General features: G+C 66.0%; 22 protein-coding genes. 13 read left to right on the forward strand and 9 right to left on the reverse strand.

The annotated features are described in order from the left end of the window. Positions 1–3 precede the first annotated feature (3 nt). The 5 genes from BWR19_16540 to BWR19_16560 all read left to right on the forward strand — a co-directional run bounded on the left by BWR19_16540 (position 4) and on the right by BWR19_16560 (position 4,909). Positions 4–1,095 carry an agmatine deiminase gene (locus BWR19_16540; protein ID APX95077.1) on the forward strand — a complete coding sequence of 364 codons (1,092 nt, stop codon included), beginning with the start codon at positions 4–6 and terminating at the stop codon, positions 1,093–1,095. A gap of 153 nt (positions 1,096–1,248) precedes the next feature. Further along, the gene (locus BWR19_16545) at positions 1,249–2,640 is read left to right on the forward strand and encodes a sodium:proton antiporter (GenBank protein APX95078.1); all 1,392 of its coding nucleotides are present in this window, start codon (positions 1,249–1,251) and stop codon (positions 2,638–2,640) included. A gap of 10 nt (positions 2,641–2,650) precedes the next feature. Continuing rightward, complete coding sequence (locus BWR19_16550; protein APX94416.1) at positions 2,651–3,754, forward strand: class II histone deacetylase; 1,104 nt, start codon at positions 2,651–2,653, stop codon at positions 3,752–3,754. 22 nt (positions 3,755–3,776) lie between these two features. After that, the gene (locus BWR19_16555) at positions 3,777–4,574 is read left to right on the forward strand and encodes a hypothetical protein (protein ID APX94417.1); all 798 of its coding nucleotides are present in this window, start codon (positions 3,777–3,779) and stop codon (positions 4,572–4,574) included. Positions 4,575–4,642: 68 nt separating this feature from the next. Beyond that, a complete protein-coding gene (locus BWR19_16560; protein APX94418.1) occupies positions 4,643–4,909 on the forward strand; it encodes a hypothetical protein in 267 nt (88 codons plus the stop codon). An 18-nt stretch (positions 4,910–4,927) separates the two neighbouring features. Here BWR19_16560 and BWR19_16565 read toward each other — a convergent pair whose 3' ends face one another. The 7 genes from BWR19_16565 to BWR19_16595 form a co-directional block, all read right to left on the reverse strand. Then, positions 4,928–5,626, reverse strand: a complete 699-nt coding sequence (locus BWR19_16565) for an extensin (protein APX94419.1) — start codon at positions 5,624–5,626, stop codon at positions 4,928–4,930. A 123-nt stretch (positions 5,627–5,749) separates the two neighbouring features. Next, on the reverse strand, positions 5,750–6,730 hold the full coding sequence (locus BWR19_16570) for a C4-dicarboxylate ABC transporter substrate-binding protein (protein ID APX94420.1): 981 nt from the start codon (positions 6,728–6,730) through the stop codon (positions 5,750–5,752). A 33-nt stretch (positions 6,731–6,763) separates the two neighbouring features. Further along, positions 6,764–7,168 carry a 4-carboxymuconolactone decarboxylase gene (locus tag BWR19_16575; protein APX94421.1) on the reverse strand — a complete coding sequence of 135 codons (405 nt, stop codon included), beginning with the start codon at positions 7,166–7,168 and terminating at the stop codon, positions 6,764–6,766. 11 nt (positions 7,169–7,179) lie between these two features. Next, a complete protein-coding gene (locus BWR19_16580; GenBank protein APX94422.1) occupies positions 7,180–8,103 on the reverse strand; it encodes a 3-phosphoglycerate dehydrogenase in 924 nt (307 codons plus the stop codon). Further along, positions 8,100–10,058 (reverse strand): TRAP transporter, encoded by a 1,959-nt coding sequence (locus tag BWR19_16585; protein APX94423.1) that lies wholly within the window; start codon positions 10,056–10,058, stop codon positions 8,100–8,102. Before BWR19_16585 ends, BWR19_16580 begins: the two co-directional genes overlap by 4 nt. A 105-nt stretch (positions 10,059–10,163) precedes the next feature. Then, a complete protein-coding gene (locus tag BWR19_16590) occupies positions 10,164–11,156 on the reverse strand; it encodes a C4-dicarboxylate ABC transporter substrate-binding protein (GenBank protein ID APX94424.1) in 993 nt (330 codons plus the stop codon). A gap of 224 nt (positions 11,157–11,380) precedes the next feature. Continuing rightward, positions 11,381–12,301, reverse strand: coding sequence for a LysR family transcriptional regulator (locus tag BWR19_16595; protein APX94425.1), 921 nt, complete (start codon positions 12,299–12,301; stop codon positions 11,381–11,383). A 242-nt stretch (positions 12,302–12,543) separates the two neighbouring features. Between BWR19_16595 and BWR19_16600 the strand changes: the two genes are divergently transcribed. Both BWR19_16600 and BWR19_16605 read left to right on the forward strand, forming a co-directional pair. After that, positions 12,544–13,215 carry a hypothetical protein gene (locus BWR19_16600; protein ID APX94426.1) on the forward strand — a complete coding sequence of 224 codons (672 nt, stop codon included), beginning with the start codon at positions 12,544–12,546 and terminating at the stop codon, positions 13,213–13,215. A gap of 10 nt (positions 13,216–13,225) precedes the next feature. Further along, entirely contained in the window at positions 13,226–15,199 is a 1,974-nt protein-coding gene (locus BWR19_16605) for an aconitate hydratase (protein APX94427.1), read from the forward strand. 2 nt (positions 15,200–15,201) lie between these two features. On the opposite strand, the gene BWR19_16610 is transcribed toward BWR19_16605, so the two are convergent. After that, positions 15,202–15,381: a hypothetical protein gene (locus BWR19_16610; GenBank protein ID APX94428.1), complete on the reverse strand. Its 180-nt coding sequence runs from the start codon at positions 15,379–15,381 to the stop codon at positions 15,202–15,204. Between the two features lie 120 nt (positions 15,382–15,501). Further along, complete coding sequence (locus tag BWR19_16615) at positions 15,502–17,133, reverse strand: glycine/betaine ABC transporter permease (GenBank protein ID APX94429.1); 1,632 nt, start codon at positions 17,131–17,133, stop codon at positions 15,502–15,504. A 433-nt stretch (positions 17,134–17,566) separates the two neighbouring features. Between BWR19_16615 and BWR19_16620 the strand changes: the two genes are divergently transcribed. The 6 genes from BWR19_16620 (at position 17,567) to BWR19_16645 (ending at position 20,888) form a co-directional block, all read left to right on the forward strand. Further along, entirely contained in the window at positions 17,567–18,562 is a 996-nt protein-coding gene (locus BWR19_16620) for a luciferase family oxidoreductase (GenBank protein APX94430.1), read from the forward strand. Beyond that, positions 18,559–19,269 (forward strand): branched-chain amino acid ABC transporter permease, encoded by a 711-nt coding sequence (locus tag BWR19_16625; GenBank protein ID APX94431.1) that lies wholly within the window; start codon positions 18,559–18,561, stop codon positions 19,267–19,269. The genes BWR19_16620 and BWR19_16625 overlap by 4 nt, the downstream gene beginning before the upstream one ends. Next, complete coding sequence (locus BWR19_16630; GenBank protein ID APX94432.1) at positions 19,266–19,580, forward strand: branched-chain amino acid transporter; 315 nt, start codon at positions 19,266–19,268, stop codon at positions 19,578–19,580. Before BWR19_16625 ends, BWR19_16630 begins: the two co-directional genes overlap by 4 nt. Before the next feature lie 66 nt (positions 19,581–19,646). Beyond that, positions 19,647–19,991: a hypothetical protein gene (locus tag BWR19_16635; GenBank protein APX94433.1), complete on the forward strand. Its 345-nt coding sequence runs from the start codon at positions 19,647–19,649 to the stop codon at positions 19,989–19,991. Positions 19,992–20,121: 130 nt separating this feature from the next. Further along, the gene (locus BWR19_16640; GenBank protein ID APX95079.1) at positions 20,122–20,472 is read left to right on the forward strand and encodes a hypothetical protein; all 351 of its coding nucleotides are present in this window, start codon (positions 20,122–20,124) and stop codon (positions 20,470–20,472) included. A gap of 35 nt (positions 20,473–20,507) precedes the next feature. Next, positions 20,508–20,888 carry a hypothetical protein gene (locus BWR19_16645; protein APX94434.1) on the forward strand — a complete coding sequence of 127 codons (381 nt, stop codon included), beginning with the start codon at positions 20,508–20,510 and terminating at the stop codon, positions 20,886–20,888. Positions 20,889–20,892 lie beyond the last annotated feature (4 nt).

Below are 20,892 nucleotides of genomic sequence, written 5' to 3' on the forward strand. Positions count from 1 at the left end.
GACATCCCGACCGCCGAACCGACGCCCCGGGCCCAGGGCTTCGCCATGCCCGCCGAGTTCGCCCCCCACGACGCCTGCTGGATGCTCTGGCCGCAGCGGCCGGATACCTGGCGCTACGGGGCCAAGCCGGCCCAGCAGGCCTTCGTCGCGGTGGCCTGCGCCATCGCCGAGAGCGAGACGGTGTTCGTCGGCGTCAACGACGATCAGTACGAGAACGCCCGCCACCAGCTGCCCACGCATATCCGCGTGGTGGAACTCTCCAGCAACGACGCCTGGATGCGCGACATGGGTCCCACCTTCCTGACCCACCCGGACGGCCGCCTGGCCATGGTCGACTGGGTGTTCAACGCCTGGGGCGGCCTCAAGGGGGGGCTCTACTTCCCCTGGGACAAGGACAAGCGCATCCGCACCAAGATCGCCGAGATGCTCGGCATCCCCCGTTTCGAGGCGCCGGTGGTGCTGGAGGGCGGCGCCATCCACGTGGATGGCGAGGGCACCCTGATCACCACCGAGGAGTGCCTGCTCAACGCCAACCGCAACCCCGAGATGGGCCGCGAGGGGATGGAGACGGTGCTCAGGGAGTACCTGGGCATCGACAAGGTGATCTGGCTGCCGCGCGGCTGCCACCTGGACGAGACCAACGGCCACGTCGACAACCTGTGCTGCTTCGTCGCCCCCGGCCAGGTGGCACTGAGCTGGTGCGACGACGCCGCCGACCCCCAGGCCGCCATCTGCCGCGAGGCGCTGGCGGTGCTGGAGAGCGCCGGCGACGCCAAGGGCCGGCCGCTGAGCGTCCACAAGCTGCCCCAGCCGGGGCCGCTGACTATCGCCGAGGACGAGGCCAGCGGCCTGGATCGCCTCGACAGCTCCCACCCGCGCCAGCCCGGCGACCGCATGGCCGGCTCCTATGTCAACTTCTACATCGGCAACTCGGTGGTGGTGATGCCCTTCCTCGACCCCGCCCACGACGAGGAGGCCAAGGCGATCCTCCAGGGCCTCTTCCCCGACAAGCGGGTGATCGGCATCCCGGCCCGGGAGATCCTGCTCGGCGGCGGCAATATCCACTGCATCACCCAGCAGCAGCCGCGCGTGTGAACACGCGTTATCCCCTTGGGGACAATGCGGGCGACGCCCCAGCGGTGCTACCAATAGCAGACCGCATAACAACAAAGGTCATCTACCATGTCGCACAACGCTTCGGGCCTGACGGGCCGTTCTCAGCGCTTCGGCAGTGCCACCAAGGGCGGCCTGCTGTTTCTCGCTGTCGTGTTGGTCGCCAGCCTGAGCGGCTTCGCGCTGATCGATAGTGACTATTACGGGCTCTACAGCCTGCTCCCTACCACCGTGGTCATCAGCATGGCGCTGCTCACTCGGCGTACGCTGGAAGCCCTGCTGGCCGGAGCACTGAGCGGCTTCATCATGCTCTCGCCCAGCACCGCCGTACAGGACATGGCGGCCAGCGGCCTGGGGGTGATGCAGGACCCCACCATGGGCTGGATCATCCTGGTCTGCGGCCTGCTCGGCAGCCTGATTGGCCTGCTGCAGTTCGCGCGCGGCACGGAAGCGTTCAGTCGTGCCGCCGGACGCTACTTCACCACGCGCCGCAGTGCGCTGCTGGGCAGTGTCGGGCTCGGCGTGCTGATCTTCATCGATGACTACCTCAACGCCATGACCGTCTCGGCGGCGATGAAACGGCTGGCCGACAAGCTCAAGATATCGCGCTCGATGCTGGCCTATATCGTCGACTCGACCGCGGCGCCCATCTGCCTGATCATTCCCTTCTCCACCTGGGCCATCTACCTCTCGGGACTGCTGGAGAGCCATGACGTTGCCGACACCGGCCAGGGCTTCAGCTACTACCTGACGCTCATCCCCTATCTGTTCTACCCCTGGGTGGCGCTGATCGTGGTGCTGCTGGTCGCTGGCGGACTGATCCCGGCGCTGGGCAAGATGAAGCGTGCCGAACAGGGCGACGAAGAGCGGTTGCCAGAGAACAACGAAGAGGAAAATCCCGAGCAGTTCACGCATCGTCCCGCTAGGTTGATCAATTTCCTGCTGCCGATGGCAACGCTGATCTTCGCCACCTGGTGGTTCGAGATTGATGCACTGATCGGTGTGGCGTTCGCCCTGCTGGTGACCCTCGGACTGTACGTGGCCCAGGACATGGCACCGCTCAACCGCCTGTTCGACGAGATCATCAAGGGACTGCAGTTCATGCTGGTGCCGCTGGGTATCGTCTTCGCCGCCTTCATCCTGCAGGACGTCAACGAGCAATTGAGCCTGGCCGAGACACTGATCGACTGGGTCATGCCGGTCATGGCGGGTCAGTGGCTGCCAGCAGTGACCTTCGTGATACTCGCCGGCCTCGCCTTTGCCACCGGCTCCTTCTGGGGCGTCTATGCCATTGCCTTTCCCATCGTGGTTCCGCTGGCGCTCGCCACCGGCGCCTCGCTGCCACTGACCCTAGGCGCCATGATCTCGGCGGGAGCCTTCGGTTCGCACGCCTGCTTCTTCGGCGACTCCACGGTATTGAGCGCCCGTGGCTGCAGTGTGACGCCGCTGCAGCACGCCCTGACCCAGCTTCCCTATGTCTTGATCGCCGCGGCCTTTAGTGTGCTGCTATTCATCGTCCTGGCCTGAGGAGTCGACCATGCCACGCACCGGGTTTGCCTTTCATGAACACTGCATGTGGCACGATGCCGGCCCGTGTTCGATCTTCGACGCCCCGGGAGAGTTCGTGCAACCTGCCGCCGCGGCAGAGCATCCAGAGACCAAGCGGCGCCTGCGTAACCTGCTGGAGATGAGTGGCCTGATCGATGAGCTGGTCCTGCTTAAGGGTGAACCGGCGAGCGAGGAGGACCTGCTGCGCTTTCACACCTCCGCCTACCTCGACCGGCTGGCGGAGATGAGCGAACGCGGTTTCGGTGATGCTGGTGAGTGTGCGCCAATGCGCAAGGACAGCTACACCATCGCCCGTCGCTCCACTGGGCAGGCGATGATCGCCATGCAAGCGGTGCTTAGCGGCCGCTGCGACAACGCCTATGCGCTGTGCCGACCACCTGGCCACCACGCCGAGCGTGACCGGGGCCGGGGCTTCTGCCTGCTGGGCAATATCCCGGTGGCGATCATGGCGATGATGGCGCGCCATCCGCTGAAGCGCGTCGCGGTCATCGACTGGGATGTGCATCACGGCAATGGCACCCAGCAAGCGTTCTGGGAGCGTGATGATGTATTGGCCATCTCGCTCCACCATGACAACAACTATCCTCAGGATAGCGGCCACCTCAGCGAGCGCGGCGAGGGTGCCGGATTCGGCTATACCCTCAACGTGCCGCTACCTGCCGGGAGCGGGATCGGTGCCTATCTGGCGGCCCTCGACGAGGTGGTCATACCCGCCCTCGCTCGCTATCGGCCCGAGCTGATCGTGGTAGCCTGCGGCTTCGACGCCAGCGCCATGGACCCCCTCGGCTGCATGCTGCTCAACAGCGGCACCTATGCGACCATGACCCAGAAGCTGTTGAACGCCGCTGAACGGCTCTGCTCCGGGCGATTGGTCATGGTCCACGAAGGCGGTTACTCGGAAGGCTATGTGCCGTTTTGCGGCCACGCAGTGATTCAGACACTGGCCGCGAGTCAGACCGAGGCCTGCGATCCGATGAACGCTGAAATCGCCCGCTGGGGGCAACAAACGCTACAGGAATACCAGCAGCCTTGGATCGACCGGGCCGCCGCGCTAGTGGAGGATATTCGCTAAGCGTCTAACAGGCTGATATGCCATGCACGAGTCTCGTCACGCTGCCACACCTCCCGCCAGCCTGGCGCCTGTCGCCAAGCTGGCGGGGCTGGTGCGCTCGCCGGATTTTCTCGATGGGCTGGGGGAGGTACTTGCGGCTTACTTTCCCGGCATCAGCTATGCGGCCTTCCACTTTTCCGCCCAGGGTCGTCCCACCATCCTGGCACACAATCTCGATGCCACGCGCCATCAACGCGTTCTCATACCGTACGTAGAACGCATGTACTTGCTCGATCCGATATTCCAGCACTGGGAGCGACACCGGGCCCGCGGCGTGTGGTCATTGGATGAACTGGCGCCAGCCGGGTTTCGAGACAGCGACTATTTCGCCACCTATTACCGCGAGCTGGGACTGCATGACGAAGCCGGGGCCTTCTTTCCCCTGACCGAGCACGACTGCCTGTCGCTCTCCTTCGGTTTCTATCGACCCTTGGCCACGCCGGCACCCGACGACGTGCTCGCCGTGCTGACCTATCTATTCCCCTTGCTGGAATCGCTGATAGGCCAGTTCTGGCTGGCCAGCAGCCTGCACCTTCCCAGCATCGACGACCAGGCTCCCAGCCAATTGCACGACTTCGGTCGCGATGTACTCAGCGACCGTGAGCGCGACGTGGCTTGGCTAATCCTGCGCGGCTACAGCTCGCCGGAGATTGCCCGACAGCTGGGCATCACCCAAGGGACGGTCAAGAACCACCGCAAGCGCCTCTACAGTCGGCTCAACATCAGTAGTCAGGGCGAGCTTTTCCGCCAGTTCATGCTATTCCAGCAGCCCCACTCCTGACCCCACATTGCCCCCACGCCCATCTGCTTCTAGGGTGAAAAGGCACACCATGGAAAAGGAGAGCTGATATGCATGTGCACGGAGCAAAGATGCGTCACAAGACCCGCGGCCTGCTGAGCCTGGCGGCCATCGCCTTGACTGCGCTGGTGTTGGCCGGCTGCGGCGCCACCACCGGCGAACGCGCCGCCAGCGGTGCCGGCGTCGGGGCCGCGGCGGGTGCCGGGGCAGGCGCCGCCACCGGCGGCAGTGCCACCCGCGGTGCCGTGATTGGCGCCGGCGTGGGTGCCGCCGCCGGGGCGCTGACCGACGAGGAGGATATCGATCTCAGCCAGTGACCTCAGCCGGAGGATCCCCTAGCGGCACAGCCGGAAGCCGCGCATGCCGAAGTGGAAGTGATCGGCATGCGCGGCGTTGTAGTCCGGTCCCAGCACGTTGCCGAAGATATCGCAGGCGCCGTCCCGCGCCTCGCGCAGAAACGCCCCTGCCTCGCCGTCATTGTCCCAGTCGCCTAGCAGCGTAATGCGCCGCCCGTCGGCGAAGCCGAACCCCGCCACGTCGAACGCTTCGGCAGTGGCGTGTTCGCTCAGGCGCCCGGTTTCGCGGCCGTAGACGTTGCGGCAGCTGTAGCTGCCATAGTGCTCGACGCTGGTCACGCGGCTGCCGAACACCTCCTCGGCGGCGGGCTGCAGGCGCTGGCGCTCGTAGATGACCCAGGCCAGTGCCAGCGGGCAGCTGGCGACGAAGCTGGCGTTGAAGTCGACCCCGCTGCCCTGGACCCGCACCACGTTCGCAAGCGGGCACCCCGCCACCGGCTCATGGTCGTCCAGCGCGGCATAGGCCAATTCACCGTCCGGCACCGTATCCAGCGCCGCCAGGCAGCCCTGGCGGTCGTCGGCCAGCTGGCGCAGCTTCCACTTGCTGACCGGCGTCAGCGGGTCATCCACCGCCCGCGGCTCCCAGGGCGCCCAGTGCCGGGGCACCGCCTCCCAGACGCGCTGGTGCGCCGCGGTCACCGCCACGGCGATGATCAACAACACCATGAACTTGCCCATTCACTACCACCGGCGAAAGATTCGCCTCCAGCCTAAGCGCTGTGGCTCGCCGATGCGATAACCCCGGATAGCAGCAGGCCGCCCGAGGGCGGCCTGTCAATACGGTGGGATTAGATACAAGACCTACTGCGACTCGGGCGGCATGGCCGCCTCGGGAATCTCCAGGCCGGCCTCCTGGTAGTAGCGCAGCGCGCCTGGATGCAGCGGCGTGGTGGTGTTGTCGAGGGCGATCTGCGCGGTCATGCCCTCCACCGGGGCGAAGCTCTCGGCGATGGCCTCGACGTTCTCCCAGTAGGCGCGGGTCAGGTCGTAGGCGGTCTCCTCGTCCATGCTGCTGTTGGCCACGATGCCGATGAAGGTGCCCAGGGTGGTGGCCTCGGGCATGTCGCGGTAGGTCTCGGCGGGAATGGTCGCCGGTGACAGGAACGGCAGCGCTTCGGTCACTGCCTCGAGCTGCTCGTCGCTGAACGACAGGATATGCAGCGGCCGCGACGAGTGCACCTCGGTGAAGGCCGGAATCGGCGGCACGCCGTTGTAGCTGAAGCCGACGATGCGCCCGTCGACCACCGCCTCGGCGGCATCGTCCATGCGCATGCGCTGGAAGTCGGGCTGGATGCCGAGCACCTCGAACACCATGTCGGTGATGTACTCGCCGCCGCCGCCAATGCTGCTGGGGTTGAAGCGCTCGCCCTCGAGGTCCTCGAAGGTCTCGATATCGCGGTCCTGGCGCACCGCCCAGTGCATGGTCGAGGGCGCGACCCAGGTGATCACCCGCATGTCGGGGTTGTGGTGGTCGGTCTGCTGGCCTTCACCATGGTAGCCCTCGTAGGCGCCGATGGCGTCGATCAGCGCCAGGTCGATCTCACCGCCGCGCAGGCGAATGGCGTTCTCCCGCGAACCACCGGTCTCGCGTACCGATATCTCGTGGTCGGTGGCGCCGCTGACGATGCGCGACACCTCGGAGTAGCCGAAGTACCAACCGCTGGCGCTGGGCGCCACGCCGATGCTCAGCGACTCGCCGGCCAGCGCCGGGGTAGCGGCAACCAGGGCCGCGGACATCAGCGCCGTGCCTAGGTGGCGGCGCAGGGATAGGGTGGCGTGCATGATCCTGTCTCCTGTCTGGTTGTTATTGCTGCCTCACTCGCCGTCGCGGAACGCGATGCCCTCTTCGGCGAGTACCTCACGGGCCACGCGGAAGCCGTCGATAGCCGCCGGGAAGCCGCAGTAGGCGGCGCTCTGCAGCAGCACCTCGCGGATTTCCGCCGGCGTGCAGCCGTTGTTGAGCGCGCCCTTGAGGTGAATCTTGAGCTCATGGGGGCGATTGAGAGCCACCATCATGCCCAGGTTGACCAGGCTGCGAGTCTGTCGAGACAGGCCCTCGCGGGTCCAGATATCGCCCCAGCAGTTGCGGGTCACCAACTCCTGCAGCGGCCAGCTGAAGTCGTCGGCGCCGTCCAGCGAGCGGTCGACGTAGGCATCCCCCAGCACCTCGCGGCGCGCGGCGATTCCCTGTGGATCGAGACGGTCGTTACGATGGCTCATGGCGCATCTCCTCACTCGCTGGCGGCGGCCAGCAGGTTGTCGAAGGCATCGCCGAAGTAGAGCTCGTAGCTGTCCTTCTCGACGTAGCCGAGGTGCGGCGTGGCCACCAGCCCCGGCAGGGCCAGCATGGGGTGCTCGAACAGCGGCTCCTGCTCGAAGACATCGATGCCGGCACGCCCCGGCCGACCGGCACGCAGCGCCGCCTCCAGCGCGCCGGACTCGATCAGCTCGGCGCGGCTGGTGTTGATCAACACCGCCTCGGGTTGCATCAACGCCAGATCCTCGGCCCTGACCATACCGCGGGTGTCGTCGTTGAGGCGCAGGTGCAGGCTGAGCACGTCGCTGCGGGCGAACAGGTCATCCTGGCTGGCGGCGACCTCGAGCCCCGCCTCGGCGGCGCGCTGGCGAGTGCCCTCACGCCCCCACACCAGCAGCTGCATGCCGAATGCCTGACCGTAGCCGGCCACCAGCTGGCCGATCTTGCCGTAGCCGAAGATGCCCAGGGTGCGGCCCTTGAGCCCGGTACCCAGGGTGCGCTGCCAGCGCCCCGCCTTGAGGTTCTCGACCTCTTGCGGAATGTGCCGGGTCGCCGCCATGACCAGGCCCCAGGTCAGCTCGGCGGCGGCCACCGGCGAGCCGGTACCGGTTACCACCTTGACCCCGTGGCGGGCGCAGGCGTCCTGGTCGATATGCGCCGCACCGCCGCCGGTCTGGCTGATGTAGCGCAGCTTGGGCAGCCTGGCCAGCAGCGCCTCGCTGATCCGGGTCCGCTCACGAATCAGCACCAGCGCCTCGGCGTCCTGGAAGCGCTCGGCCAGGGCATCGAGATCGCTCAGGGTGTCGTGATGAATCGTCACATCGTGACCCTCGAGCTTGCCGAAGGCGTCCAGGGTGCGTACTGCGTCTTGGTAGTCGTCGGAGATCACGATCTTCATTGCGCGGGTTCCTTGCCTGCTGCGGGTGAGGAGGAGCGGGATAGCGTCGCCCGATTATGACGATATTGCCAGATGAACAAGCCAACGATCAGCACGATGCCGATGACGTCGGTGAGCAGCTGGCCGGTGATCAGCATCAGCGCCGCGATCAGCAGCAGCCCGCGCTCCAGCCAACTGCAGGGTCGCAGGAAGTAGCCGATGGTCGAGCCGGCAAGCGCGATGATCCCCAACACCCCGGAACCGACCGCCAGCGCGATCTCCAACGGCGTACCGTTGCCCAGCAGCGGCGGGTGGTAGATGAACATGTAGGGGATCAGGAAGCCGCCCAGCGAGATCTTGGTCGCGGTCAGGGCGGTCTTGAACCAGTGCGAGCCGGCGATCGCCCCGCCGATATAGGCTGCCAGGGCCACCGGCGGCGTGACCCCGGAGAGGATCGCGAAGTAGAGGATGAACAGGTGGGCCGAGAGGCTCGGCAGCCCGGCTTCGATGAAGGCCGCGGCCACCACCGAGGCGGCGAGCATGTAGGCCGCCACCGTGGGCAGGCCCATGCCGAGGATGATCGCCACCACCATCGCCAGGATCAGAGTGATCAGCACGTCGCCACCGCTGACCACCAGGATCACCGAGGAGACCTTGAGGCCCAGCCCGGTGAGGCTGATCACCGACGCAATGATCGCCACGCTGCCGATGATCACCGCGATCATCGCCGCGGTCATCGCTCCGGCCTCGAGCGCCGCCGGCAGCGACTTGATGCGCTCCCACAGGGTGCCCGGGCTGCGCCACGAGAACAGGTAGATGAACACCGCGGTGAAGTAGGCGGCCACCGCCGCGGTGGTCGGGGTGTAGCGCAGCACCAGCATGGTCACCAGCACCGCGATCGGCACCACCAGCGTCTCGATGTTGAACAGCCCCTCGCGCAGCGTCGGGCGCTGCGACTTGGGCACCGGATTGAGGCCCAGCCGCTTGGCCTCGAAGTGCACGCTCATCCAAATGGCGAGATAGAACAGCAGCGCCGGGATCAGCGCCGCGCCGATGATCTCCAGATAGCTGGTCGAGATCACGTCGGCCATCACGAAGGCCGCCGCGCCCATGATCGGCGGCAGGATCTGCCCGCCGGTGGACGCCGAGGCCTCGGTGGCCGCGGCGAAGCGTGGGCTGTAGCCGTTCTTCTTCATCAGCGGGATGGTGAACACCCCGGTGGTGGCGACGTTGGCCGCGGTACTGCCGCTGATGCTGCCGAACAGCGCGCTGCACAGGGTCGCGGCCTTGGCCGGCCCGCCGGACATGCGCCCGGTGGCGGCGTTGGAGAGGCGCATGAAGGTATCGCCGCCGCCGGTGGTGACCAGCAGCGCGCCGAACATGATGAAGATCACGATCACCGTCGACGAGGTGCGCATCAGGCTGCCGTAGATACCGGTGGGGCTCATGTAGAAGGTCGCCACCAGGTCCGCCCAGCCGTAGCCGCCGTGGCCCCAGACGCCGGGCAGATAGCGCCCGAAGTAGGCGTAGGCCAGCGCCACCAGCACCAGCACCGGAAACGCCAGGCCGATGGCGCGGCGGCACGCTTCCAGCAGTAGCAGGATGGCGGCGATACCGAAGAATAGATCGGTGGTGGTCGGCATCAGATAGCCGAGGTCGTAGAGAATCCGATCGAAGTGATAGATGTAGTAGGCGCTGATCGCTACCCCCAGCAGAACCGGAATCACGTCGTACCAGGGCAGCCGCTCGCTATCCCGCACCCGACAGGTATAGGCAAGGAAAATCAGCGGAAGGGCGAACATCAGGTGGATCGCGTTCTGGGTATTGACTGCGCCGGTGACCGCCGCATAAAGGTGAAACAGTGCCATGGACACCGCGGTGATGCGCATGACCAGGAACCAGAGACCGGTCAGCTTGCGTTTGCCGGCATCCTCGGCATATTTCTCGACAACCTGCTGCTCGCGAGGCGTATCCATTACCAGACTCCTGCGTCGCCGACCCGCTGGGCCGGCGACGACGAATGGATGTAATCGAACGATGCCCCATCGGCGGCAAGGCCGCCGATGGGGCAGTGACGGCGCTTACTGCGCCTCGGGGGGAATGATGTCGTCGGGAATCTCCAGCTCGAGCTCCTGATAGTAGCGCAGGGCGCCGGCGTGGAGCGGGAAGGTCGCATTGTCGATCACGTCCTGGGGCGTTACGCCGTCGGCTGGCGCAAAGGAGGCCGCGACCTGCTCGTGGTTCTCCCAGTAGGCCTTGGTGATCTCGTAGACGATGTCGTCGTCGAGGCTGGCATTGGCAGCCACGCCCATGTAGATGCCCAGCGAGGTGGCTTCCTCCATGTCGCGGTAGGTGCCGGCCGGAATCACCGACGGTGCCAGGAACGGCAGCTCCTCGGTGACCATGTCGAGCTGCTCCTGGGACAGCGACAGCAGCTGCAGCGGCCGCGACGAGTGCACCTCGGTGAAGGCCGGGATCGGCGGCACACCGTTGTAGCTGAAGCCCACCAGACGCCCGTCGGTCACGCCCTCGGCGGCATCGTCGATGCGCATGCGCTGGAAGTCGGGCTCGACGCCAAGGATGTCGAACACCAGCTCGGTGATGTACTCACCGCCACCGCCGATGCTGCTGGGGTTGAAGCGCTGACCGTTGAGGTCCTCGAAGGTCTCGATGTCAGAGTCCTGGCGCACCGCCCAGTGCATGGTCGAGGGCGCGATCCAGTAGATCAGGCGGGCATTCTCGTTGGGGGTGTCTTCGAAACGGCCAATGCCGTTGTACATCTCGTAGCCGACCAGCGCCTCGGTGAAGGCCAGGTCCAGCTCATCACGCCCTAGGCGGATGGCATTCTCGCGAGTACCGCCGGTCTCGCGTACCGAGATCTCGTAGGGGGTATTGGCGCTGATGACGCGGGCGCCTTCGGAGATGCCGAAGAACCAGCCGGTGCCGGTGGGCACGGCGCCGATGTTCAGCGACTCCTGAGCCTGGGCGACACCGGCGGCGATGCTGCCGACCGCCAGCAGCGAGATGGGCAGCAGCTGGCGGGCCTTGCGGAACGTCTTGAGCGTAGCGTTCATTCGGTTTACCTCGATTGTATTGTTGTAAGGCATCTAGCAATAACGGAATCTATGTCGTGGTAGTGTCTCGGCGTCCGTTCGATTCGGCGTCAATCGCCTCCATGGGCAACGATCGGCCCTTGACCAGAATATAGTGGACTCTCCCGTGAGGTTGTAGGTGCATATCAGCACCAGACAATAGCCATTCATGATCCCGCCATCGTGAAATACGATGGCAAGAATATTCACACACTTCCCAACTTATGCAAGGGCATTTTTTCTGAAGACTCCACCAAGTGTTCGACAAATAGCCTGGCTGCCATGGGCAGGGATTCGAACGAATTTACAAAGATCGCAAGCTTGCGCCTGGCCCACTCATCGCGCAGCGCGATGACCTTGATATCGATGCCACCAGCATAGGGGCGCAGCGCGCCGCGTGGCACAACACCGATCCCCAAGCCCGCCTCGACCATCAGGCAAAGGGCATCATAGCTCGTTACTTGAATGCGGATATTGAGAGGGCGATTGGCCTGACTCGACGCCTTGATCAGCTCGAGATTGATGGCACTCGCCGACTGCAATCCGACATAGGCATGGCCCAGGGTTTCGTCGAAATAGATACTGTCGTTGACGGCTAGCGGATGGTCGCGGGGCGCCACCACCACCAGTTCATCGGTATGATAGGGAAATGTTTCCAGCCTCTGACCGTGGGGAAGCAGCGCACAGACACCGACATCCGCACCGTTACTGGCCACCTCACGGGTGATGATCGGGCTGACCTTTTCCTCGAGATGTATGTTGATTTCCGGGTGTTTGAGGAAAAAGGACTGTATCTCTCCTGGCAAGTATTGCGTAATGGCCGACATGTTGGCATAGACGCGAACATTGCCGCGCAAACCGCTGGAGTACTCGCGCATCTGAACGAAAATATCGTCAAGATTATGCAGTACTCCGCGCGCCATATTGAGCAGTGCGATGCCCGCTGCCGTCAGCTCGACGCCCTTGTTGGTACGCAGCAAAAGCGGTGTATTGAACACCTCTTCCAGCTCGCTTATCCGTTTGCTGACCGCCGAGGTGGCAATGAACTCCGCTTCGGCAGCGCCGGCAATGGTGCCCTTCTCGGCCACCCTGACGAACAGCTTGAGCGACGTGGTATCAAGCTTCATGGCAGCGTCTCACCTCGCTTCCTCATCAGCGGGTCGCCGGGGCCGTCATGCACCGCTGGTGGTTGCGGTCTCGGCGCTGTCGTTATGTGAAGAGGTGGGGCTTAACCTAAAATGGTATACAACTCTTCTCGATTTGATGCCAATATAGGCCTATGTTGTGCGAGATTACAAATAATCGTACACAATAATCGCTACGACCTTAGTCCTGCCTCGTCGCGCCATGCCCGACACGGAGTTCGCCCATGACCGCCGCCGACCGCGTCTACGCCATCATCAAGCAGCGTATCCTCGACGGGCAGTATCCGGCCGACTGCTATATTCGTGAGGCGACCATCGGCCAGGAACTCGAGCTCAGCCGTACGCCGATCCGTGAAGCCCTGCGCCGCCTGGTGTCCGACGGCTGGGTCGAGGTGATTCCCCATCACGGCGCGCGGGTGGTCGCCTGGACCCAGCGCGACGTGGAGGAAGTCTTCGAGCTGCGCGTGCTGCTCGAGCCTCAGGTGGTGAGACGTGCGGCCTCGCGCATCGACGCCTCTCAGCTCGACTCTCTGGGCGAGCTGGCCTGCCACATGGAACAGCTCTGCGAGCGCGGCGGCGACCAGGCCATCGACGAGATCGCCGGGCTCAACAACCGTTTTCACGCGGAATTGATCACCGCCGCCGATAGCCCGCGGCTGCAGCGCCTGCTCGAGGCGATCGTGCAGGTACCGGTATCGCGGCGCAGCTTTCATCACTACAGCGACGAAGAACTCCACGGCAGCATGCGCCACCACCGCGAAATCATCCGCGCGCTGGCGGCCGGCGACGGTGAATGGGCGGCATCGGTGATGCGTGCGCATATCCTGGCCGCCCGTGCCGCCCAGTTACATCCACCCGCGCGTCAGACTCACGAGCCACGACAACAACACGCCTGAGGCACAGCCCATGACACCCCCCAGCCCCCCACTCAATCTTGCCCAGCAGCTGGTCCGCGACCACCTTATCGAGGGTGACCTGACCCCCGGCAGCGAAATTGCCCTGCGCATCGATCAGGCCCTGCTGCAGGACGTGCTCGGCACCCTGGTAATGCTCGAGCTCGAGGCCATGGGCCTCGACCGCGTGAAGACCCAGCCCAGCGTGCAGTACATCGATCACGGCCTGGTCCAGGCCGATCAGCTCAACGCCGAGACCTACCTGTTCCTGAAGAGTGCCTGCGAGCGCTTTGGGGTCTGGTACTCCGGTCCCGGCAACGGCATCAGCCATCCGGTGCACATGGAGCACTTCGGGGTACCGGGCCAGTCCATCGTCGGTTGCGACAGCCACACCACCGCGGCCGGCTCACTGGGCATGCTGGCGATCGGCGCCGGCGGCATCGAGGTGGCCATGGCCATGGCCGGTGAGCCGCTCTACCTGAGCATGCCGGAAATCTGGGGCATCCGCCTCGAGGGGCGCCTGCCCGACTGGGTCTCGGCCAAGGATGCGGTACTCGAGCTGCTGCGCCGCCACGGCGTGGCCGGCGGCAAGAACACCATCATCGAGTACTACGGTCCGGGCCTGGCGAACCTCTCCGCCATGGACCGCCACGTGCTGGCCAATATGGGCACCGAGATGGGCGCCACCGCCACGGTCTTCCCCAGCGACGAGGAGACCCGCCGCTTCCTGGCGGCCCGCGGCCGCGAGGCGGACTGGCAGCCGCTGGCCGCCGAGCCGGGCTGCACCTATGACCGCGAGGAGACGCTGGATCTTTCACGCCTGGAGCCGCTGATCGCGCTGCCGTCGAGCCCTGACAAGGTGGTCCCGGTGCGCGAGGTGGCCGGTGAGCCGCTGCACCAGGCCTATATCGGCTCCTCGGGCAACCCCGGCTACCGCGACTTTGCGGTGGTGGCAGAAATGGTGCGCGGACGCCGCGTCGCCGAGGGGGTCTCGCTGGACATCAACCCGTCATCGCGCCAGGTGCTGACCACGCTGATCGACGAGGGCTACCTGGCCGACCTGGTGGCCTGCGGTGCGCGACTGCACCAGACCGGCTGCAACGGCTGCATCGGCATGGGCCAGGCGCCGGCGGCGGGCCTCAACAGCCTGCGCACCGTGCCGCGCAACTTCCCCGGCCGCTCCGGCACCCGCGAGGACAGCGTCTACCTGTGCAGTCCCGAGACCGCTACCGCCTCGGCGCTGGCCGGCGTGATCAGCGACCCGCGCAGCCTCGACATGGACTACCCGCGGATCGCCGAACCGGCGCGGATGGTGATCAATCGCGACCTCTTCACGGCGCCGCTGCCGCCGGCCGAGGCGCGCTTGAAGCCACTGCAGAAGACCGACAATACTCCAGCGCTGCCGACGCTCGACCCACTGCCCGACACCCTGGAGGTGCCGGTGCTGCTGGTCACCGGGGACAACATCTCCACCGACGACATCATGCCGGCGGGCCAGCGGGTGATGCCCTACTGGAGCAGCGTCTACGCCTCGGCGCCGTTCACCTTCGAGGCGGTCGACCCGGACTACGCAGCACGCGCCGAGGCGACCCGAACCCGTGGCGGCCACGCCATCGTCGGCGGCCACAACTACGGCCAGGGCTCGAGTCGCGAAAATGCCGCCCTGGTGCCGCGCTACCTCGGGCTGCAGGCGGTGCTGGCGCGGAGCTTCGCGCGTATCCACTGGCAGAACCTGATCTGCTTCGGAGCGCTGCCGCTGACCTTCGTGGACGATGCCGACGCCGAGCGCCTGGCGCAGGACGACCGCCTCATCATTCGCGACCTGCATGCTCAGTTGGCCGCCGGCCCCACCCTCGTCGCCGAGATCGTCGGCAAGGGCGACATACGCCTCCACCACGGCCTCAGCCAGCGCCAGCGCACGCTGCTGGCCGCCGGCGGCGTGATCAATCACCTCAAGGCAAGGCCTGCAGATCAACGCAGCGGGTGACGCTACAGCAGCAGGTGTACCGCCAGCGCGACGCTCCCCACTACCAGCGCCAGGGTAACGGCGATGTCGACGCAGCGGTTCAGCCAGTCGTCGAAGCGTGAGTGGCGCCGCATCGGCATCAGCCGCGGCGTCGCCCCGTGTGAGCGACGCGAGCCGAAGCGGCGCTTCCTGAACAGCGGCATGGTCAGCGCGATGCTCCCGTTATTGTCGTAATCATGCCGCCATCATAAAACGCCGCGCCCGCGTCTGCCATGGCAGGCGCTGGCGCGCGATGCATCGCCTCCTCCGCTAGCGGGAAGGCGTTAGTTGTCGCGGGTGTTGATGCGACGATTGATCACGTTGGGCGCACGCCGCACGCGCTCCTCCTCGCTGAGCAGCTCGGCCTCGAAGGCGTCGGCGCCCACCGGGGTCTCGCCGTGACGGCGGTAGAGCTGGGTCAGCATCGCCTTGCGGTCGGCGCGCAGCTCCTTGATCAGCACATAGGCCATGCCGTAGAGGATGAAGGTGAACGGCAGCGCCGAGAGCACCGACGCCGACTGCAGGCCGGTCAACCCGCCGGCGGCGATCAGCGTCAGGCAGATGGCGGCAATCAGCACGCCCCAGGTGATGCGCTTGTAGAGCGGCGGGTTGATCGAGCCGTTGTCGGTCATCTGGGCGACGATATAGGACGCCGAGTCCGCCGAGGTCACCAGGAAGATGAAGATCAGGCACATGGCAATGATCGACAGCACCGGGGTGAAGGGCATCAGCGCAAACATCTCGAACAGCGCCACGGTGATATTCGACTGGGTCACGGCGGCCAGGCCGACGTCGCCCCCCAGCTCCATATTGAGCGCCGCGCCGCCGAATACGCCGATCCACAGGCAGGCCAGCAGCGGCGGCACCACCAGCACGCCGAACACGTACTCCTTGATGGTACGGCCCCGCGACACCCGCGCCACGAAGGTGCCGACGAACGGCGACCAGGCGATCACCCAGGCCCAGTAGAAGATCGTCCAGGAACTGGCCCAGGTGTTATCGGTATACGGCGAGATGCGCAGGCTCATGCCGATGAAGTTCTGCAGATAGTCGCCGATGCCCAGGGTGATGGTCTCGAGGATCGCCAGGGTCGGGCCGGTGACCAGCACGTACAGCATCAGCCCGATGCACAGGATCATGTTGAGATTGGAGAGCCGCTTGATGCCCTTGTCGAGGCCCGACCAGGTCGACGCCATATAGGCCAGGAACATCACGAACAGGATGATGAACTGCCACAGTACGCCTTCGGGCACCCCGAACACCGCATTCAAGCCGCCGTTCATCTGCAGCACGCCGAGCCCCAGCGACGTGGCCACGCCCATCACCGTGGCCACCACCGCGAACACGTCCAGTGCCGGCGCATAGGGGCGCGCCTTGGGGTACTTGGCGGTCACCGAAGAGAGCACCGACGAGACCAGCCCGGCCTGGCCCTTACGGAACTGGAAGTAGGCAATGATCAGCCCCACCAGGGAAAAGGCCGCCCACTGGTGGATGCCCCAGTTGAAGTAGCTGTACTGGATGGCATAGCGCGCGGCATCGGTGGTTTCGGCCTCGACGTCGCCGTAGGGCGGGTCGATATAGTGGAACATCGGCTCGGCCATGCCGTAGAACACCAGGCCGACGCCGAAGCCGGCGGCCAGCAGCATGCTGACCCATGAGAAGAAGCTGTAGCTCGGCGAGCTGTCCTGTGGGCCCAGGCGGATCTTGCCGTACTTGCTGAACGCCAGCCCCAGCAGGAATATCACGAAGCCGAACATCGAGACCAGGTAGAACCAGCCGAACAGCTGGGTAACACTGGTCAGCGCCGCTTCCGCCCCGGCGCCGAAGCGCTCAGGAAAGATCGCGCCCACCGCGACCAGCGCGAGGATGATTACCGCAGACACCGAGAAGACCCGCTGCCCTCCGGGGTTGGCCATATCCGACACTCCCTATCGATTTGTCACATTTTTGTACAACATAACATGCCCCACTAGCAGTAACACCCGCCGCTGGGGTCCCGCAAGAAGCCCCAATCGAGGGACGACGGGGGCAGGCCGAAGAGGAGGTTCTGCGCCATGGGTGAGGAGGATTACTCCGAACGGGCTGGCCATGGATGGCCAGCCCCGGCCCTGCAAGCGGAGCAGGATGCGAGAGCGCAGCAGGGCGCAGGTCGCTCCCAGGGATGGGGTTACAACGCCTCCTTGTCGGTCCGGCGCTCCGGGGCCTGCCGACGGATCAGTCCCGAGAGTTGCCGCTACCCGCACCATCCTAGAGCTCGCACCTTGAGCAGAAAGCATTTGCAAAATATCGCGGTCACCCCCATAAGAAGACGAGAGATAGCAAGCACGCTAATGACTTCCCGGGGGACCCATGAGCCAACTCGCCACCACCCGCCTTTCGGTGCTCGACCTGGCGGCGATCCGTCAGGACGGCAGCATCGCCGACAGTTTCGCGGATAGCGTGGCCACCGCTCGCCACGCCGAGGCGCTGGGCTTCACCCGCTACTGGCTCGCCGAGCACCACAGCATCGACGGTATCGCCAGCGCCGCGACCTCGGTACTGATCGGGCATATCGCCGGGGCGACCCAGCGCATTCGCGTGGGCAGTGGCGGCATCATGCTGCCCAACCACCCGCCGCTGGTGATCGCCGAGCAGTTCGGCACCCTGGAGACGCTCTACCCCGGGCGCATCGACCTGGGGCTGGGGCGCGCTCCGGGCTCCGACGGCGCCACCATGGCCGCGCTGCGCCGCCACCCCCAGGCCGGCGTCGACGACTTCCCCCAGCGCCTCGAAGAGCTCGCGGGCTACCTCGATGACGCCCAGCCCGGCCAGCGGGTGCGGGCGATTCCCGGCCAGGGCACCCGGGTACCGCTGTGGCTGCTCGGCTCCAGCGGCTACAGCGCCCAGCTGGCGGCCAGGCTCGGCCTGCCGTTCGCCTTCGCCGCGCAGTTCGCCCCCGGCTACCTGCACCAGGCGCTGCGCCTGTATCGCGACAATTTCCGGCCCTCGGCGGTGCTCGATGCCCCCTATGCCATGGTCGGCCTGCCGGTGATCGCCGCCGACAGCGACGCCTACGCCCACTACCTGGCCAGCACCGCCCAGCAGAAGTTCCTCAACCTGATCCGCGGGCGCAGCACCCGCGCCCAGCCGCCCCAGGAACAGCTCGACTGGTCGCCCATGGAGCAGGCCCAGGTGAACCAGTTCCTGGGGGCTGCGGTGATCGGCGGACCCGAGACGCTGCGCGAACAGCTCGAGGCGTTCATCGCGAGCACCGGCGCCGACGAGCTGATCATGACCACCGATGTCTACGCCCAGGAGGACCGCCTGCACAGTCTGTCACTGGTGGCCGAGGCGTGGCAGGCATGAGCGCCCGGCTCGACTGGCCGGGCACCCTCAAGGGCCTCAAGCGCATGGCCCCACTATCGCTGTTCGTGATCGCCTTCGGCCTGGCGTTCGGCGTGGCGGCGATCCAGCGCGGCCTGTCGGGGCTCGAGACGCTGCTGATGAGCGGCCTGGTGTTTGCCGGCGCCTCGCAGTTCGCCGCCCTCGAGCTGTGGGGGCCGCAGATTCCGCTGATCGCGCTGATCGCCTCGACCTTCGCCATCAACGCCCGCCATCTGCTGATGGGCGCCGCCCTCTACCCCTGGCTGCGCCACCTGCCACGCCGCCAGCGCTACGCCAGCCTGGCACTGATGAGCGACTCCAACTGGGCCATGGCCGCCGCCGACTACCGCCGCGGTGAGACCAACGTCGGCATGCTGGTGGGCGGCGGTATCGCGCTGTGGCTGGCGTGGATGCTCGGCACCCTGCTCGGGGTGGTGTTCGGCAGCGGTATCAGCGAACCCGAGCGCTTCGGCCTCGACGTGATCATGGGCTGCTTCCTGCTGTCGATGCTGGTCGGCGGCAAGCTCGACCTCGGCGTGCTGGTGCCCTGGGTAGCGGCGGCGCTGGCCGCCCTGGCCGCCCTCGCGTGGCTGCCGGAGAACTCACACGTCATCGTCGGCGCCCTGGCCGGCGGTATCGCCGGGCTGCTGATGCCACCGCGCAGCAAGCCCAAGGAGGCCTCGCCATGAGCCTGCCACTGACGCCCCTGGGCGCGCTAGTCGCGATCCTGATCATGGCGCTGGTCACCTACCTGACCCGTAGCGGCGGCGTGCTGGTGATGTCGCGGATCCCCATCGGCCCGCGGGTCGAGCGCTTCATCAACGCCATGGCCGGCTCGGTACTGGTGGCGGTGATCACGCCGATGGCGCTCTACGGCGACTGGGGCGCCCGCCTGGCGCTGGTGGCCACCTTCGGCGTGATGCTGGCCAGCCGCAAGCCGCTGCTGGCGATCGGCGCCGGGATCGCCACCGCTGCCGGCTGGCGGCTCATCCAGCCGTAACGGAACGATCCGCGGCGCGGAACTTCCAACAGCCACACGCTCAACGTAATGCTCCCGGAGCCCCCGATGCCCAACTCTCGTGACCCGCGCGACAACCGCGCCTGGCAGGCCGCCCAGCAGTGGCGGGAGCGCGCCCGTCAGGGCCGCCCCAGCGGCCTACGGCTGTTCTTCACCTGGCTGCTGTTCGGCACCCTGATGATCGTGGGTACCGTGATCGGCCTGTTCTTCCTGCTGATCGGCTGGGCCATGCTGCCTTTTCTGCGCCACCGCATGAAGAAGCGCATGGCGCGCATGCGTGCCGAACAGGCCGAGGATATCGGCGGCGGCCAAGGCACTCGCCACCACCATCAACAGGTGCTGGAGGGCGACTATGTGGTCAAGGATGAGCCCGCTTCGCGGCGCCCGGACTAGTCCGCAAGGCGCGTCAATACCAGCGCTGCCATAGGGCCAGATGAAGGTGGCGAAAGCGCCGCGCCTGGCATAACGTTAAGGAGTCACCACGCCGACTCCACAGAGGTATTGCATGCGCCATAACAACAAGATGCGCCACGTCATCCCACGCTCTGCAGCGATCGCCCTGGCGGGCGGATTGATGTTCGCTGCCCCCCTGGCCCTGGCCAACGACTACCCTACCTCGACCCGCGTCGACTACGTGCTCGGCTGCATGGCCGCCAACGGCCAGAACCACCTGGTGATGCAGCAGTGCTCGTGCAGCATCGACGTGATCGCCGAGCTGATCCCCTATGAAGAGTACGAGTCCGTCGAGACGGTGATGCGCATGAACGACCAGCGCGGCGAACTGGGGGTGCTGTTCCGCACTGAGCGCGGCCTGCAGGATCAGGTGCGCCAATTCCGCAGCGCCCAGGCCGAGGCCGACCTGCGCTGCTTCTGAGCGTGTCGCTGACCATCACGAGGAACACTGCCCTGATGACACCTAGCTTCCTGCCGTGTGCCCTGCTGGCGGGCACGCTCCTGGTGAGTGCGGCCGCGCTGGCCAGCGATACCCGCGAAGGCGAGCGCGTCTTCCGCAACCACTGCTACGGCTGCCATGCGCTGCAGGAAGGCGTGCACCGCGCCGGGCCCAGCCTGTTCGAGGTGATCGGCCGCCCGGTCGGCGGCCTCGCCGACTTCGACTACTCCACGGTGCTGGACGCGGCGGACTTCCGCTGGGATGCCGAAACGCTGGATGCGTTTCTGGCCGACCCCGAAGGGCTGCTGCCGGGCAATCGCATGGTGCTGTGGGGGCTGGATGACACGCCGCGCCAGGCGCTGATCCGCTATCTCGAAGCCCAGCAGGAGGCGCAGTAGTCGC

Source organism: Halomonas sp. 1513 (genome assembly GCA_001971685.1).
In the GTDB taxonomy this organism is placed as follows: Bacteria; Pseudomonadota; Gammaproteobacteria; order Pseudomonadales; family Halomonadaceae; genus Franzmannia.